The sequence below is a fragment of the Nocardioides sp. SYSU D00038 genome (assembly GCF_016924665.1).
In the GTDB taxonomy this organism is placed as follows: Bacteria; Actinomycetota; Actinomycetes; order Propionibacteriales; family Nocardioidaceae; genus Nocardioides.
In genome coordinates, this window is record NZ_JAFFJT010000026.1 from 125671 (window position 1) to 140904 (window position 15234).

At 72.9% G+C, this 15234-nt stretch carries 15 protein-coding genes; 7 read left to right on the forward strand and 8 right to left on the reverse strand.

The features are described from left to right. Positions 1 to 69: 69 nt before the first annotated feature. The gene (locus JT721_RS16200; protein ID WP_205474290.1) at positions 70 to 618 is read right to left on the reverse strand and encodes an NADPH-dependent FMN reductase; all 549 of its coding nucleotides are present in this window, start codon (positions 616 to 618) and stop codon (positions 70 to 72) included. Between the two features lie 140 nt (positions 619 to 758). On the opposite strand from JT721_RS16200, the gene JT721_RS16205 reads away from it, so the two are divergent. Continuing rightward, positions 759 to 1370 carry a TetR/AcrR family transcriptional regulator gene (locus JT721_RS16205; RefSeq protein WP_205474291.1) on the forward strand — a complete coding sequence of 204 codons (612 nt, stop codon included), beginning with the start codon at positions 759 to 761 and terminating at the stop codon, positions 1368 to 1370. Positions 1371 to 1379: 9 nt separating this feature from the next. Here JT721_RS16205 and cimA read toward each other — a convergent pair whose 3' ends face one another. Together cimA and JT721_RS16215 are read right to left on the reverse strand one after the other, a co-directional pair. Next, positions 1380 to 2972: a citramalate synthase gene (gene cimA / locus JT721_RS16210; protein WP_205474292.1), complete on the reverse strand. Its 1593-nt coding sequence runs from the start codon at positions 2970 to 2972 to the stop codon at positions 1380 to 1382. Positions 2973 to 3155: 183 nt separating this feature from the next. Beyond that, positions 3156 to 4886, reverse strand: coding sequence for a serine/threonine-protein kinase (locus JT721_RS16215; RefSeq protein WP_205474293.1), 1731 nt, complete (start codon positions 4884 to 4886; stop codon positions 3156 to 3158). A 199-nt stretch (positions 4887 to 5085) separates the two neighbouring features. Here JT721_RS16215 and JT721_RS16220 point away from each other — a divergent pair, with 199 nt between their 5' ends. Genes JT721_RS16220 through JT721_RS16230 form a run of 3 tightly spaced genes read left to right on the forward strand, consistent with a single transcriptional unit; the run spans position 5086 to position 8053 of the window. Next, positions 5086 to 6129 (forward strand): iron ABC transporter permease, encoded by a 1044-nt coding sequence (locus JT721_RS16220; protein WP_307828096.1) that lies wholly within the window; start codon positions 5086 to 5088, stop codon positions 6127 to 6129. Next, positions 6126 to 7250: an iron chelate uptake ABC transporter family permease subunit gene (locus tag JT721_RS16225; protein ID WP_205474294.1), complete on the forward strand. Its 1125-nt coding sequence runs from the start codon at positions 6126 to 6128 to the stop codon at positions 7248 to 7250. Before JT721_RS16220 ends, JT721_RS16225 begins: the two co-directional genes overlap by 4 nt. Next, positions 7247 to 8053 (forward strand): ABC transporter ATP-binding protein, encoded by an 807-nt coding sequence (locus JT721_RS16230; protein WP_205474295.1) that lies wholly within the window; start codon positions 7247 to 7249, stop codon positions 8051 to 8053. The genes JT721_RS16225 and JT721_RS16230 overlap by 4 nt, the downstream gene beginning before the upstream one ends. A 378-nt stretch (positions 8054 to 8431) precedes the next feature. Here JT721_RS16230 and JT721_RS16235 read toward each other — a convergent pair whose 3' ends face one another. Both JT721_RS16235 and JT721_RS16240 read right to left on the reverse strand, forming a co-directional pair. Next, positions 8432 to 9481 carry an ABC transporter substrate-binding protein gene (locus JT721_RS16235; protein ID WP_205474296.1) on the reverse strand — a complete coding sequence of 350 codons (1050 nt, stop codon included), beginning with the start codon at positions 9479 to 9481 and terminating at the stop codon, positions 8432 to 8434. A 46-nt stretch (positions 9482 to 9527) separates the two neighbouring features. Then, entirely contained in the window at positions 9528 to 10583 is a 1056-nt protein-coding gene (locus JT721_RS16240; RefSeq protein ID WP_205474297.1) for an iron-siderophore ABC transporter substrate-binding protein, read from the reverse strand. A 149-nt stretch (positions 10584 to 10732) separates the two neighbouring features. Here JT721_RS16240 and JT721_RS16245 point away from each other — a divergent pair, with 149 nt between their 5' ends. After that, positions 10733 to 11359, forward strand: a complete 627-nt coding sequence (locus JT721_RS16245) for an SRPBCC family protein (protein ID WP_205474298.1) — start codon at positions 10733 to 10735, stop codon at positions 11357 to 11359. Position 11360: 1 nt separating this feature from the next. Beyond that, the gene (locus tag JT721_RS16250; RefSeq protein WP_205474299.1) at positions 11361 to 11705 is read left to right on the forward strand and encodes a helix-turn-helix transcriptional regulator; all 345 of its coding nucleotides are present in this window, start codon (positions 11361 to 11363) and stop codon (positions 11703 to 11705) included. 13 nt (positions 11706 to 11718) lie between these two features. Here JT721_RS16250 and JT721_RS16255 read toward each other — a convergent pair whose 3' ends face one another. From JT721_RS16255 to JT721_RS16265, 3 genes are all read right to left on the reverse strand, one after another. Further along, entirely contained in the window at positions 11719 to 12795 is a 1077-nt protein-coding gene (locus JT721_RS16255; RefSeq protein WP_205474300.1) for a branched-chain amino acid aminotransferase, read from the reverse strand. 113 nt (positions 12796 to 12908) lie between these two features. Further along, on the reverse strand, positions 12909 to 14009 hold the full coding sequence (locus JT721_RS16260; protein ID WP_205474301.1) for a 3-isopropylmalate dehydrogenase: 1101 nt from the start codon (positions 14007 to 14009) through the stop codon (positions 12909 to 12911). 10 nt (positions 14010 to 14019) lie between these two features. Next, positions 14020 to 14157, reverse strand: a complete 138-nt coding sequence (locus tag JT721_RS16265; protein WP_205474302.1) for a hypothetical protein — start codon at positions 14155 to 14157, stop codon at positions 14020 to 14022. Between the two features lie 371 nt (positions 14158 to 14528). Here JT721_RS16265 and JT721_RS16270 point away from each other — a divergent pair, with 371 nt between their 5' ends. Then, the gene (locus JT721_RS16270; RefSeq protein WP_205474303.1) at positions 14529 to 15098 is read left to right on the forward strand and encodes an O-methyltransferase; all 570 of its coding nucleotides are present in this window, start codon (positions 14529 to 14531) and stop codon (positions 15096 to 15098) included. The last annotated feature ends 136 nt before the right edge of the window (positions 15099 to 15234 follow it).

Genomic DNA, 15234 nt, shown 5'->3' on the forward strand with positions numbered 1-15234 from the left:
GGGCGGTCAGGTCGTGGAGCTGGGTCACACCACGACGCTAGGGCATCGGGGCCGACCCCGGCCCGGCACTCAGACCGCGACGGCCTCCGGCTGGAACTCCACCAGCGTGCTGACGGCCGCGCTGAGCTTGCCCAGCACCTCGTCGTCCTCGAGCACGTCGACGTCGATCGAGGACTGCGACACCGTGACGTCCTCGACCACGACCGCACCCGCGATCCGGGCGGAGCGGGCGGCGTCCTCGTGCGACCACTTGCCGCCGTAGGGCGTCGGCGTGGTGCCGATGACGCCGAACGGCTTGCCCACCAGGGCGCCGGAGCCGTAGGGGCGCGAGAGCCAGTCGATGGCGTTGTTGAGCACGGCCGGCATGGTGCCGTTGTACTCGGGGGTCACCACCAGCACCCGGTCGGCCGCGGCAACCTGGTCGCGGAGCCGGCTCGCGGCGGCCGGCGCCTGGTCGGCGTCGATCTCCTCGTTGTAGAAGGGCACCTCGCCCAGGCCCTCGACGATGTCGAGCGAGACCCCCTCGGGGGCACGGTCGCGCAGGATCTCGGCCAGGCGGCGGTTGACGGAGTCGGCGCGGAGGCTGCCGACGAGGACGGCGACGCGGGTCTCGGACATGGGTTCTCCTCAGGAGGGTCGGGTGATGGTCCGAGGGCTAAACGGACCCCGGTCCGGTTTCTATTCCGCGACCCGACACTTTTTGCTCTTCGTCTCGACCGCGTGCTCGCCGACCGGCCCCGCCCTACAGTGACGGCACCATGTCCTCCCCCGTCCACTCCCGCCGCGACCTGCCGCTGCTGGACGCGCCGCCGGTCGAGCGGGCCGACGCGGCGCGCAACCGGCAGGCGCTGCTGGTCGCCGCCCGCGAGCTCATCGACTCCTGCGGTGTCGACGCGGTCACCATGGAGAACGTCGCGGCGCGGGCGGGGGTCGGCAAGGGCACCGTCTTCCGGCGCTTCGAGTCCCGCGAGGGGCTGATGGGGGCGATCCTGAACTTCAGCGAGACCGAGTGGCAGGCGGCCGTGATCTCGGGGCCGCCGCCGCTGGGCCCCGGCGCCCCGCCGCTGGACCGGCTGCTGGCCTTCGGCCGCTCCCGTCTCGACACCACGCTGCTGCACGCCGACCTGATCCGCGCCGCCGGGACGGCCGGCAGCCGGGCCGCGGCGGCGTACTCGTTCTCGGTCATGCACGTGCGCTACCTGCTGGCCGAGCTCGGCGTCACCGGCGACCTGCCCCTCCTGGCCACCGCGCTGCTCTCGCCGATGGAGGTGCTGGTGCTCGACCACCAGGTCAACCTCGACGGCCTCTCGGTCGACCGCATCCACGACGGCTGGGTCGACCTGGCGCGCCGGATCGTCGCCGGCGGCTGAGCTCCGCCCTCAGGCCTGGTGGCGGCGCAGCCCGAAGGTGAGGCCGTCGACCAGGGCGCCCCACGACGCCTCGATCACGTTGTGCCCGACGCCGACGGTGACCCACGACGTCTCCCCGTCGCTGGTCTCGATCAGCACCCGGGTGATCGCGTCGGTGCCGTGGCCCTGGTCGAGGATGCGCACCTTGTAGTCGATGAGCTCGAACTTCGCGACCTCGGGGTAGGCCTGCACGATCGCCGAGCGCAGCGCCTGGTCGAGCGCGTTGACCGGCCCGTTGCCCTCGCCGGTGACGACGTAGCGGACCCCGGCGGCCAGCAGCTTGACCGTGGCCTCCGAGACCGCCTCCTCCCCCGCCGCGCGGTGGGCCAGGGTCTCGGTGATCACCCGCCACGACTCCACCTCGAAGTACGACGGGCGCTGCCCCTCGACCTCCTCGACGAGCAGCAGCTCGAAGGAGGCGTCGGCCGCCTCGAAGGTGTAGCCGCCCTGCTCGAGCTGCTTGACCCGGTCGGTGATCCGGGTGACCAGCTCCTTGTCGTGCCCCAGCTCGAAGCCGAGCTCGCGACCCTTGAGCTCGATGCTGGCGCGGCCGGCCATGTCGGAGACCAGCAGCCGCATGTCGTTGCCGACCTCGACCGGGTCGAGGTGCTGGTAGAGGTTGGGGTCGACCTTGATCGCGCTGGCGTGCAGCCCGGCCTTGTGGGCGAACGCCGAGGCGCCGACGTAGGGCTGTCGCGAGGCGGGCGGGAAGTTGGTCACGTCGGCGACGGCGTGGGCGATCCGGGTCGAGTCGCGCAGCAGCCCGGTGGGCAGCACCGGCCGACCGAGCTTGAGCTCGAGGTTGGCCACGACCGTCACCAGGTCGGCGTTGCCGGTGCGCTCGCCGTAGCCGTTGATGCAGCCCTGCACGTGGGTGGCGCCCGCGTTGACCGCCGCGATCGAGTTGGCGACCGCGCAGCCGGAGTCGTTGTGGGCGTGGATGCCGACCCGGCCGCCGGTGCTGGCCACGACGTCCTGCACCACCTCGGTGACCCAGTCGGGCAGCATGCCGCCGTTGGTGTCGCACAGCGCGACCACCTCGGCGCCCGCGTCGTACGCCGTGCGCAGCACCTCGAGCGCGTAGTCGCGGTTGGCGCGGTAGCCGTCGAAGAAGTGCTCGGCGTCGAGGAAGACCTGCTGGCCCTCGGCGCGCAGGTGGCTCACGGTGTCGCGCACCATCGCGAGGTTCTCCTCGAGCGTGGTGCGCAGCGCGAGCTCGACGTGGCGGTCGTGCGACTTCGCCACCAGCGTCACCGTGGGCGCCCCGCTGTCGCGCAGCGCCGCGACCTGGGGGTCGTCGGCGGCGCGCACCCCGGCCCGGCGGGTCGACCCGAACGCCGCGAGCCGGGCGTGCTTGAGGTCGAGCTCGTCGGCCGCGCGGCGGAAGAACTCGGTGTCCTTGGGGTTCGCACCCGGCCAGCCGCCCTCGATGTAGCCGACGCCGAGCCCGTCGATGTGCCGGGCGATGGAGAGCTTGTCGGCCACGGAGAGGTTGAGCCCCTCCTGCTGCGCGCCGTCGCGCAGCGTGGTGTCGTAGACGTGGAAGTCGCCCTGCAGGTCCATCGGTGCGGTCCTCAGCTGTCGGGGTGTCTCGGGGGTGTCTCGGAGGTGTCTCGGGTGGGGCACGGGGTTCGGGGTCGGGGCACAAAAAAACCTCTCGGGGTGCGAGAGGTTGGCGCGTCGAGGGGTCTCGACGCGCTAGCGAATGATGATCACGTGGTGCAGCACGTCCCCCATGCTGCCACGTCAGCGCGGATCTGTCCCCAGGACCGTCCCGGAGAGCGGACGCTGCTGCCCCGGTGCCCAGTCGACGCCGTCGCGGGCGACGAGCAGGCCGAGCGCCGCCGCCAGCCCCACCAGCACGACCACCGCGGCCAGCCAGGCCTGCCACCCGCGCGCCACCGGCGTCACGACCCGACCCAGCGGCGAGCGCAGCCGTGAGCCGCCCGGCCCGGTCCACAGCGCCACCGCCCACGCGATGCCGCTCACCAGCAGCGTCGTCTCCTGGCTGGCCGCGAACGCGTAGCAGAGCAGGGCCGCGGCGACCGCGATGCCGGCGGCCCACAGCAGCAGGCAGATCGTGGCGGGCAGCGACCGCAGCAGCTCCCACGGCGCTCGGAAGATCACCTGCGGCCCGTCGTACCACCGGCGGCCGCGCAGCCGCCGGCGCTCGCCGACCGCGGTGGCCGCCAGCGAGCCGCTGCGCAGCAACCAGACCACCACGCACGACAGCACCGTGGTCGGCCACGGGAACGCCGTGAGCGCGGCGCCCACGAGGAGGGCGGCCGCGGCCAGGAGCACCCCCCGGCGCAGTCGCTCGCCGAGCGGCGGCCGCGCCGGCACCGGTGGCGGCGCCAGCTCGGCCGGGTCGAGCTCCCGCTCGAGTCCGGTGTCGTGGGGGCGGCCCGGCGGGTCCTCGCGCCCCGGGGGGCCGGGGTCGACCAGCGTCGCCTCGTCGGGGTAGAGCCGGGTGCCGCGCGGTGGGGCCGGTGGCGGGCCGGCCGGTGGGGCCGGTCGGGCGTCCGGCGGCGCCGGGGTGCCGGTGGGCAGCACGTCGGTGGGCCGCAGCGCCGGGGCCTGCGGGTCGGCGGCCAGCGGCAGCGTCTCCTGCTCGGGCGGGGCCGGCGGCGGCACCGGCGCCGGACGGGTGCCCGGCGCGACCTGGGGGCGCAGCCAGCCCAGGATCGCGGCGAGGTCGGGGCGCTGCGCCGGCTCGGGGTGCAGGGCCGCGGCCACCAGCCCGCCGAGGCCGGGCGGCAGGCCGGTGAGGTCGTGCTCGCCGCGGCGGACCCGGTCCATGATCGCCATCGACGGCCCGCGCCCGAACGGCGGCCGGGCCAGCCCGGCGTACGCCACGGTCGCGGCCCAGGAGTGCACGTCGGAGGCGGCGGTGGCGTCGTCGCCGTAGAGGATCTCGGGCGCGAGATATCCCGGGGTGCCGAGCAGCCAGCCGGTGTGGGTGAGCCGCGGGTCGTCGGCCACCCGGGCCAGCCCGAAGTCGATGAGGATCGGGGTGCGGCCCTCCATGATCACGTTGGAGGGCTTGACGTCGCGGTGCAGCACGCCGGCCGCGTGCACCGACGCGACGCCCTCGGCCAGGCAGGCGGCGAACCACAGCAGGTCCGGCCCCTCGACCGGCCCCTCCTCGTGCACGTGGTCGTGCAGCGAGAGGCCCGGCACGTAGCGGGTCGCGACGTAGGGCACCGGCCCCCACGGGTCGGCGTCGACGATCTCGGCCACCCACCGGCTGCTGATCCGGGCCAACGAGCTGACCTCGCGGGCCAGCCGGGCGCGGGCCTCCTCGTCGCCGACGATGTGGGGGCGCAGCACCTTGAGCGCCACCCGGTCGCCGCCGGGCCGGCGGGCGAGGTGGACGACGCCCATGCCGCCCTCGCCGATCCGGGTGAGCAGCTCGTAACCCCCGACGGTCGCGGTGACGCGGTCGCGGGGCGCCTCCGGGGCGGGCGGGTTGCTCACCCCTGCAGGGTAGTGCGGCCGACGACGCGGTCCGGGTTTCGCGCGCGGACCGATCGGGCGCCTCGATCGCGCCTTGGCGCGGTTCGTGCGTCGGGCCGGGGGCGATCCGTCGCCTCGACCGCGCCTTTGCGTGGTTCGTGCGTCGGGCCACACGTCCGGGTGCGGCATTCCGGCCCCACTTAGGTTAGCCTCACCTGTTGTGACCAGCACCCTGCCGGACTCGCTGCTGCCGGAGCGCGCACCGCGCGCCCCGCGGCGCGGCTCGACGACCGGACTGGTGGTGCTGCTCGGCCTCACCGTGCTGCTGGGGCTGGTCAGCCTCGCGATCGGCAGCCGGACCATCCCGCTCGGCACCGTGCTCGACGTGCTGCTCCACGACGACGGCTCCGAGGCCGCGACGATCATCCACGACCTGCGGGTCCCGCGCACGGTGCTGGCGCTGACCGTGGGCCTCTCGCTCGGCATCGCCGGCGCGCTCATGCAGGGCCACACCCGCAACCCGCTGGCCGAGCCGGGCCTGCTCGGGGTCGAGGCCGGCGCGGCGTTCGCGGTGGTGCTGGCGATCTACACGCTCGGGATCGAGGACCTCGGCGGCTACGCCTGGTTCGCGATGCTGGGCGCCGGCATCGCCTCGGCCGTGGTGTTCGCGATCGGCTCGACGCGCGGTGGCCCCGACCCGATCTCGCTCATCCTCGCCGGCGCGGCCGTCACCGCGCTGCTCGCGGCGCTCACCCAGGCGGTCGTCATCCGCAGCACCGACGTGCTCGACGCCTACCGGTTCTGGGTGGTGGGCTCGACCGCCGGGCGCCAGCTCGACGTGTTCTGGCAGGTGCTGCCGTTCGTGCTGGCCGGCCTGCTCGTGGCCGCCGTCTCGACGCCCGGCCTCAACCTGCTCCAGCTCGGCGACGACGTCGCCCGGTCGCTGGGGCTCAACCCCGTGCTCCACAAGGTGCTCGGCATCACCGCGGTGATGCTGCTGACCGGCGCCGCGACCGCCGCCTGCGGGCCGGTGGGCTTCGTGGGCCTGGTGGTCCCCCACATGGCCCGGTTCTTCGGCGGTGTCGACTACCGCTGGGTGGTGCCCTACTCGGCGCTGTTCGGTGCGTTGCTGGTGCTCGGCGCCGACATCATCGGCCGCCTCGTCGTCCGCCCCGGCGAGCTCCAGGTCGGCATCGTGATGGCCCTCGTCGGCGGTCCGGTCTTCATCCTCCTCGCCCGGCGCACCCGGCTGGTGAAGCTGTGAGCGCCGACGTGGTCGACCGCCCCGCCGCCGACGGACCGACGCCTGTCCGCCGGCTGGCGGCCAGCCCGCTGCGGATGGGCCCGGCCTCCTGGCTGGTGCCGGTGCGGGCCGGGCTGGTCACCGTGGTGGCCGTGCTCGTGCTGGCGCTGCTGGTCGTGGTCGACCTGTCGGTCGGTGACTTCTCGATCCCCTTCGGCGTGGTGGTCGAGACGCTGCTCGCCGGCGGCGACCCGGGCCAGCAGTTCATCGTGCGCGAGCTGCGGCTCCCCCAGACCGTGGTCGCCCTGCTGGCCGGCGCCTCGCTCGGTCTCGCCGGGGCGCTGTGCCAGACCTTCGCCCGTAACCCGCTGGCCAGCCCCGACATCCTCGGCGTCACCCGCGGCGCGTCGTTCGCGGCGGTCGCGGTGATCGTGCTCGCCGGCGGCAGCGGCTACAACGGCGGCCTGGTCACCGGCCGCCTCCAGCAGGTGGGCCTGCCCCTCGCGGCGTTCGCCGGCGGCATGCTCGCCGCGGCGTTCCTCTACCTGATGTCGGTGCGCCGCGGCGGTCTCGACAGCCAGCGGCTGGTGCTCATCGGCATCGGGCTCGGGGCCGCGCTCACCGCGGCCACCTCGTGGCTGCTCACCCGCGCCCGGATCATGGACGCCCAGAGCGCCCAGGTCTGGCTCAACGGCTCGCTCAACGGTCGCGGCTGGGAGCAGGCGCTGCCCATGGCGGCCGTGCTGGCGGTGATGCTGCCGGTCTCGCTGGTGCTGGTGCGCTCGCTCAACGCGATGCAGCTCGGCGACGACGCCGCGCGCGGCCTCGGCGTCCGGCTCCAGGGCACCCAGGTGATGGTGCTCGTCTGCGCCGTCGCGCTCTCCTCGGTGGCCGTCGCCGGTGTGGGGCCGCTGGAGTTCGTCGCGTTCGTCGTGCCGCAGGTGGCGCTGCGGCTCACCGGCGGCTCCCGGCCGCCGCTGGTCGCCGCCATGGTGCTCGGCGGGATCCTCGTCGTCGGCGCCGACATCATCACCCGGGCCGTCCTGCCCTTCGCCCTGCCGGCCGGCATCGTCACCGCGGTCATCGGGGCGCCGTACCTGATCTGGCTGCTCGTCCGCACCAACCGGAGGAAGTCCGCATGACCACCACCCGCCTCGGCGCCGAGTCCGTCACCGTCGGCTACGGCGACGCCCCCGTCGTCCGCGACCTCACCCTCGACGTCGCCGACGGCAAGGTCACCTCGATCATCGGGCCCAACGGCTGCGGCAAGTCCACGCTGCTGCGCACGCTGTCGCGGCTGCTCAAGCCCACCTCGGGCCGGGTACGGCTCGACGGCGGCGGCATCGACGACATCCACACCCGCGAGATCTCGCAGCGGCTGGCCCTGCTCCCCCAGAGCCCGATCGCCCCCGACGGGCTGATCGTGCGCGACCTGGTCGGCCGGGGCCGCCACCCCCACCAGCGCTGGTTCAGCCAGTGGTCGCCCGACGACGAGCGCGCGGTGGAGGAGTCGCTGCGGCTCACCGACACCTGGGAGCTGCGCGACCGGCCGATCGACCAGCTCTCGGGCGGCCAGCGGCAGCGGGCCTGGATCGCGATGACGCTGGCCCAGGAGACCGACCTGATGCTGCTCGACGAGCCCACGACGTTCCTCGACCTGGCCCACCAGGTCGAGGTGCTCGAGCTCGTCACGCGCCTCAACCGGGAGCGCGGCCGCACGGTCGCCATGGTGCTCCACGACCTCAACCTCGCCGCCCGCTACAGCGACCTGATCGTGGTGATGAAGGACGGCCGGATCGTCACCCAGGGCCGCCCCGCCGAGGTCTTCACCGAGGAGCTGCTCTCCGCCGTCTTCGGCCTCGACGCCACCGTGCTCCCCGACCCGCGCACCGGCCTGCCGATCGTGGTGCCGGTCTCCTGCGCGACGCCTGCGGTCGCCGTCTGACGGGTCGTCGGTCCGGCGCACCAACCGCGCAAAGGCGCCGTTCGTGCACCCGGCCCCACCCAGCACAACCGCTCGATGGCGTGGTGTGGTCGTTCCGCTGCCGCCCAACCGACCGCAACTCCTCGATCGCGCCCTTCCGGTCGATTGCGCCCGCCCAAACGACCACAACCGCTCAATCGCGTAGTTCCGGTCGAATGCCACCCGCCCCAAACGACCACAACCGCTCGATCGCGTGGTTCCGGTCGAATGCCACCCACCCCAAACGACCACAACCGCTCGATCGCGTAGTTCCGGTCGAATGCCACCCACCCCAAAAAGCCGCCCGGCCGCCGACCCGCCGCGACAGGCGGGACGACGACCGGGCGACGTAGCGGGCGACTACTCCGCCGAGACCGGCGGCACGGTGGCCGGGTCGCCGTCGACGGCGGCGGCGAGCTGGGGCACGTAGCGCTCGAGCACGTAGGGGATGCTCAGCGGCGTGACGAAGGAGTGGGCGACGTAGTAGGCACCGGCGTCGGCCGAGATGTCGAACCAGCGACCCTCCTTGGCGGTCGTGGTCTTGTCGAAGACCGACTTCACCGCCTTGTCGGCCTCGATGTCGAGCCAGACGGCGACGTCGACCTTCGCCAGGTCGGAGGTCCGCTCGGCGCTGAGCGAGGTGCCGAACTCCTCCTGCTTGCCGCCGAAGACCTCGGTGGGGAACTCGAAGCCGAGGTCCATCAGCATCCGCGAGCGCGGGTCCTCGGGGCCGTAGATGAACAGGCCCTCGTACGGCGTCACGCACATCGCGGTCTTGCCGGCGAACTCCGGGTTGTCGGACGCCGCCTTGGCGATCTGCGCCTTCACGTCGTCGACGATCTCCTGCATCTTCGGCTCCTGGCCCACGGCGCGACCGATGGTGAGCGCCATCTCGTCCCACGGGGCGCCGTAGTCGGCGTAGCCGCCCGACTGGGCCACGACCGGGGCGATCTTCGACAGGAGCTCGTACTCCTTCTCGGTGATGCCGGCGTACTGGCCGATGATCAGGTCGGGTGCGAACGACGCGACCTTCTCGACCTCGATGCCGTTGGTCGAGTCGAGCACCTCCGGCAGCTCGCCATCACCGAGGGCGTCGGTGGCCCACGGGAAGATGAAGCCGGGCGCCTCGCCGAACCACTTCGTCACCGCGAGCGGCACCACGCCGACCGCGAGCAGCGCGTCCTGCTCGGTGAGGCCGACGCAGACCACCCGCGTGGGAGCCTTCTCGATCGTGGTCTCGCCGAACTTGTGCTCGATCGTCACCGGGAAGGCGTCGGCGGCGGGCTCCGCACCCGTGCCGGTCGAGCCGCCGGACGTCGAGGACTCGTCCTCGGAGCCGCAGGCCACGAGCACGGGGGCGACGGCCATGGCGGACAGGCCGGCAAGGAAGCTGCGGCGGGTGGGGTTCATCGGGTGGTCTCTCCTCGGCTGAAGGGTGCTGGGTGGGTGGTGGCGCTCAGGCGGTGGTGGGAAACTCGGTGGGAGCCTCGCCCGCGGTGGCCTTCTCGAGCAGCGGGGTGAGCTCGTCGAGGACGTACTCGATGCTGAGCGGGGTCAGGAAGTAGATGGCACCGGCCAGGACGTCGTCGGTGTAGACGGCCCGGCCCTCCTTGACCGCCGCGAGGTCCGCGATGGTGCCGAACCCCTGGAGCTCGTCGAACATCTCCTTGCTCTCGGTCGCGAACACGATCACGTCGGCGTCGATGAGGCCGACGTTCTCGGCCGAGATCAGCGCCTGCGAGCCCGCCTCGGGCGCGTACTCCTCGAGGCCGGTGGTGAGCTCGAAGCCGAGCTCGGAGAGGAAGTCGGTGTTGAGGCCGGCCGGGTAGACGTAGAGGTTGCCGTCGTAGGGGCCGCCCTGCGAGAACGTCGCGGTCATGTCCTGCCACTCGGGGTGCTCCTCGCGGAGCTCGGCGTAGCGCTGCTCGATGCCGTCGATCAGGGCCTGTCCCTCGTCCTCGCGGCCGAGCGCCCGGGCGATCTGGAGGGTCTGGTCCTGCCAGTCGGAGAAGTAGTCCTCCGAGCCCTCGCTGCTGGTGACGGTCGGGGCGATCGCGGACAGCTTCTCGTAGTCGTCCTCGGTGAGGCCGGCGTTGGTGCCGACGATCAGGTCGGGCTGCAGCGCCGCGATCTTCTCGAACTGCAGGCCGTTGGTCGTGGTCAGCACCTCGGGCTCGGCGTCACCGAGCAGCTCCTGCGCCCAGGGCCAGGTCGCCGAGGGCTGCTCGCCGTACCACTCGGTCACGCCCACCGGCACCACGCCGAGCTGGAGCACGACGTCCTGCTCGGTGACGCCGACGGTCACGACCCGCTCGGGCTCCTCCGGCACGGTGGTCTCGCCGTACTTGTGCTCGACCACGGCCGGGAAGGTGCCGCCGGCCTCGCTGCCGGCCTCCGCGCTGCTGCCGCCGGCGCTGGGGGCGGGGTCGCCGTCGTTCTCGTTGCCGCACGCAGCGAGGGCGGTGGCGGCCAGCAGGACAGGGGTGAGCAACAGCAGGGGACGGCGCATCATCGGGTACGGCTCCTTGGATTAGGTGAGCCTTACCTTAGGGTACGCCGACCCGCCTCTCCCCCTCGGGGTCGGATCGTGGGCGCGGGCGGAGTTGCACATATCAGCCCGTCTTGATATCAAGATGCCCTGATACCCGAGAGAGGAATCCCATGGACTTCGATCCCGCCAGCCACCTCGGCGCCGTGCGCCGCCGACTGACCACCACCAGCCGTGAGGGCGTCGAGCTGCGGCTGCTCACCGTGGAGCGCACCTTCGACGCCGCCCAGGAGGAGGTGTGGGAGGCGCTGACCACGGCCGACCGGATCGAGCGGTGGATGCTCCCGGTCACCGGCGACCTCCGGGTCGGCGGCCGCTTCCAGCTCGAGGACAACGCCGGCGGCGAGGTGCTGGAGTGCGTGGAGCCCGAGCGGCTCGCCATCACCTGGGAGTACGGCGGCCAGCTGAGCTGGGTCGACGTGAGCCTGCGCCCCGTCGACGACGGCACGCTGCTCCAGCTCGACCACGCCGCGCCGGTCGACCCGCAGACGTGGGAGGAGTTCGGGCCCGGTGCGGTCGGCATCGGCTGGGAGATGGGGCTGCTCGGCATGGCGCTGCACCTCGCGAACCCCGGCGCCCCGCGACCCGACGTCAGCGCCTCCCCCGAGCTCGTCGAGCTGATGACCGGGTCGAGCAAGGGCTGGGCCGAGGCCGAGGTCGCCGCGGGCGGCGACCCCGAGCGGGCCCGAGCGGCGGCCGACCGAACCCTGGCGGCGTACACGGCCACGCCCGAGGAGTGAGGTGCACGCCTTCGACGTGCTCGGCGACCCGGTGCGTCGGCGGATCCTGGAGCTGCTGGCCGGGGGCGAGCTGAGCTCGGGCGAGGTCGTGGAGGCGATCTCGGCCGAGTTCGGCATCGGGCAGCCCGCGGTGTCGATGCAGCTGCGGGTGCTGCGCGAGAACGGGTTCGCGACCGTGCGCGCCGAGGGCCCACGCCGGATCTACGCGATCGACGCCGGCCCGCTGGCCGAGGTGGACGCCTGGCTCGGCCAGTTCCGCGCCTTCTGGGAGCAGCGGCTCGACGCGCTCGCGACCGAGCTGCGCCGCGGCCGGCGCACCCCGCGGGGCGCGGCCGGCCGCGACTGAGCCAGGCGCCGGGTCAGACGATCCGGTGCATCCAGCCGAACGGGTCCTCCGCGCGGCCGAACTGGATGCCGACGAGCTCCTCGCGCAGCGCCATCGTGACCTCGGAGCCCGGGGCCGCCGCGATCTCGCCGTGCTCGGAGAGCACCGCGCCGACCGGCGTGATGACCGCCGCGGTGCCGCAGGCGAACACCTCGGTGATCGCGCCGGACGCGACGCCCTCGCGCCACTCGTCGATCGAGAACCGGCGCTCCTCGACCTTGTGGCCCTGGTGCCCGGCGAGCTCGATGATGCTGGCGCGGGTGATCCCCTCGAGGATGGTCCCGGTCTCGGGCGTCACGATGGTGCCGTCGGCGTGGACGAAGAACAGGTTCATGCCGCCGAGCTCCTCGACGTACCTGCCCTCGGTCGCGTCGAGGAAGACCACCTGGTCGCAGCCCTTGGCCATGCCCTCGCGCTGGGCGGCGAGCGAGGCGGCGTAGTTGCCACCGGTCTTGGCCGCGCCCATGCCGCCGCGGCCGGCGCGGGTGAGGTGCTCGCTGAGCCAGAGCGTGACCGGCTTGATGCCGCCCTTGAAGTAGGCACCGGCCGGGCTGGCGATCACCATGAACGTGACGTGCTCCGCGGGCCGCACCCCCAGGAAGGTCTCGCTCGCGAACATGAACGGCCTCAGGTACAGCGCGTTCTCGCCGCCGTCGGGGGTCGGCACCCAGCGCTGGTCGGCGGCCACGAGCGCGTCGACGGCCTGGACGAAGTCCTCGACCGGCAGCTCGGGGAAGGCCAGGCGGTGGCTGGAGCGGACCATCCGGGCGGCGTTGGCCTCCGGCCGGAACGACCAGATGGAGCCGTCGGGGTGCCGGTAGGCCTTCATCCCCTCGAAGGTCTCCTGCGCGTAGTGCAGGACCGCGGTCGCGGGGTCGAGGCTGAGCGGTCCGTAGGCCTCGATCCGACCGCCGTGCCACCCCGCCTCGGGGGTCCACTCCAGCGTGAGCATGTGGTCGGTGAAGTGCTTGCCGAAGCCGGGATCGGCCAGGATCTCGGCGACCCGCTCGTCGCTGGCCGGGCTGCTCGAGGGCGACGTGGTGATCTGCATGGACATCAAAGTATCTCCCGCCGGAGGACGGACAAAGGGTTGGGTCGGCTTTCGCCGCAGGACTTCCCGAGACGCGACGCCGGACCCGCCTCAGCGGCGGTGCTGCACCGGCGTCAGCCGGCTACTCGCGCGGCGATCGCGTCGCCCACCTCGGACGTACGACGTCCGCCGGTCGGGCCGCTGCCGGGCGTGCGCTCGGCCAGGTCGGCGATCACCGCCGCCTCGATCGTGGCGGCCGCGTCGGCGTACCCGAGGTGATCGAGGAGCAACGAGGCGGACAGGACCGCCGCGGTGGGGTCGGCCTTCTGCTGGCCGGCGATGTCCGGGGCCGACCCGTGGACGGGCTCGAACATGCTCGGGCTGGTCCGGTCGGGGTTGACGTTGCCGGAGGCCGCGAGGCCGATGCCGCCGGTGATCGCGGCGGCGAGGTCGGTGATGATGTCGCCGAAGAGGTTGTCGGTGACGATCACGTCGAAGCGCGCGGGGTCGGTGGTCATGAAGATCATCGCCGCGTCGATGTGCATGTAGTCGGTGGTCACCTCGGGGTGCTCCGCGGCCACCTGCTCGAAGAGGCGCCACCACACGGAGCCGGCGTTGACGAGCACGTTGGTCTTGTGGACCAGGGTGAGCTTCTTGCGCGGCCGGCGCGAGGCCCGGGCGAACGCGTCGCGGACGACCCGCTCGACGCCGAACGCGGTGTTGACCGAGACCTCGGTCGCGACCTCGTGGGGAGTGCCGACGCGCAGCGCGCCGCCGTTGCCGGTGTAGGGACCCTCGGTGCCCTCGCGCACGACGACGAAGTCGATCTCGCGGCCGCCCACCACGTGGTCGGCGAGCGGCGAGACCGAGCCCGGGAAGATCCGCGACGGGCGCAGGTTGACGTAGTGGTCGAGCTCGAAGCGCAGCCGCAGCAGCAGCCCGCGCTCGAGGATGCCCGGGGGCAGGTTCGGGTCGTTGGGCTTGCCACCGACCGCGCCGAGCAGGATCGCGTCGTGCTCGCGGATCTCGGCGAGCACCGAGTCGGGCAGCACCTCGCCGGTCGCGAGGTAGCGCTCCGCGCCGAGGTCGTAGCGGGTCTGCTCGAACTTCACGCCCTCGGGCGAGGCGACCTCGAGCACCTTGAGGGCCTCGGCGGTCACCTCCTGGCCGATGCCGTCGCCGGGGATGACGGCGAGCCGCAGCGAGCCGGTGCGTGGGTTCGGGTCGGTGGTCATGGGCGAGACGTTAGTTGTCGTCGGGGCGCTGGCCGCCGTTGTCCCGCAGGTCGAGAGCGGCCTGCAGGGCCAGGGTGACGTTCTCGTGGCTGCGCGGGTTGTCGGGGTCGTGGCTGGCGGGTCCCCAGTCGGGATACATGTCGTACACGGGTGCTCCTGGTCGGTTCCGGTGGGTGGTCGCGGACGGTCTCGCGATGCACCGGGAACGAAGCTGCTCCACGACGGGAGACGTCGTCGTGGATCGCACGATGATCAACCTGGGAGATCGCGGGTCACGCTGCCCAACCGGGTGCGTCCCGCCGCGGAGTCGTCTTCGATCCTGATGCACCGAGAGACCACGTCAACGCCGAACGCCGCGGCGAGGTGGCCTCTCTGTCAGGCCTCGCCGCGGCAGTCGATAAGTACGAAGACGCTCCGCATGGTCCGACCACCGTACGTCGCTCCCCCGTGTCGTGTCACCGGGATTCCACGACGTGTTCGCGATGCGAGATGCCCCCGCTCCGGTGCGACACTGGCCGCATGAGCGCACCCCCCGACCTCCCCGAGATCGTCGAGCGTGCGTTCGCCGTCTCCCGCCGGGCCGGCTACGTGTCGTTCTGCCGCAACGAGACCGGGCGCCTGCTGGCCACGCTCGCCGCCACCCGCGACGGCACGATGGCCGAGTTCGGCACCGGCTGCGGCGTCGGCACCGCCTGGCTGCGCTCGGGGGTCCGCGGCGAGAAGGCCCGGATCGTCACCGCCGAGCTCGACACCCGCCTCGCCGGCGCCGCCACCACCATCTTCGAGGCCGACCCCCTGGTCGAGGTGCTCACCGCCGACTGGTCGACCCTGCTCGACAAAGGCCCCTACTCGCTGCTCTTCCTCGACGCCGGCGAGCCCTCCGAGGTCGGCGTCGACCGGGTCGCCGACCTGGTCGAGGACGGCGGCATCGTGGTCCTCGACGACTTCACCCCCTCCGAGGGCTGGCCGCCGGTCACCTACGGCAGGGTCGACACCCTCCGTGAGCAGTGGCTCACCGACGACCGGTTCACCGCCGTCGAGGTCATGGTCGCCACCGACGCCGCCACGATCATCGCCACCAAGCGCTGACGCCGCTCCGCGCGCGGCCCAGTGTCGCCGAGCCGTCGTTAATTAACGCCGGGTCGGCGTGATCCGGTGACGACAAGCGCCGGGTCGGTGATACCCCGACCGGCACTCGGGTTGCTGGGCAACCTCCTCAGCCAGC

Coding starts and splice junctions, on each gene's coding strand:
- JT721_RS16200 (WP_205474290.1), bottom strand. CDS start 618: ATGTCCGAGACCCGCGTCGCCGTCCTCGTCGGCAGCCTCCGCGCCGAC.
- JT721_RS16205 (WP_205474291.1), top strand. CDS start 759: ATGTCCTCCCCCGTCCACTCCCGCCGCGACCTGCCGCTGCTGGACGCG.
- cimA (WP_205474292.1), bottom strand. CDS start 2,972: ATGGACCTGCAGGGCGACTTCCACGTCTACGACACCACGCTGCGCGAC.
- JT721_RS16230 (WP_205474295.1), top strand. CDS start 7,247: ATGACCACCACCCGCCTCGGCGCCGAGTCCGTCACCGTCGGCTACGGC.
- JT721_RS16235 (WP_205474296.1), bottom strand. CDS start 9,481: ATGAACCCCACCCGCCGCAGCTTCCTTGCCGGCCTGTCCGCCATGGCC.
- JT721_RS16240 (WP_205474297.1), bottom strand. CDS start 10,583: ATGATGCGCCGTCCCCTGCTGTTGCTCACCCCTGTCCTGCTGGCCGCC.
- JT721_RS16245 (WP_205474298.1), top strand. CDS start 10,733: ATGGACTTCGATCCCGCCAGCCACCTCGGCGCCGTGCGCCGCCGACTG.
- JT721_RS16255 (WP_205474300.1), bottom strand. CDS start 12,795: ATGCAGATCACCACGTCGCCCTCGAGCAGCCCGGCCAGCGACGAGCGG.
- JT721_RS16260 (WP_205474301.1), bottom strand. CDS start 14,009: ATGACCACCGACCCGAACCCACGCACCGGCTCGCTGCGGCTCGCCGTC.
- JT721_RS16270 (WP_205474303.1), top strand. CDS start 14,529: ATGAGCGCACCCCCCGACCTCCCCGAGATCGTCGAGCGTGCGTTCGCC.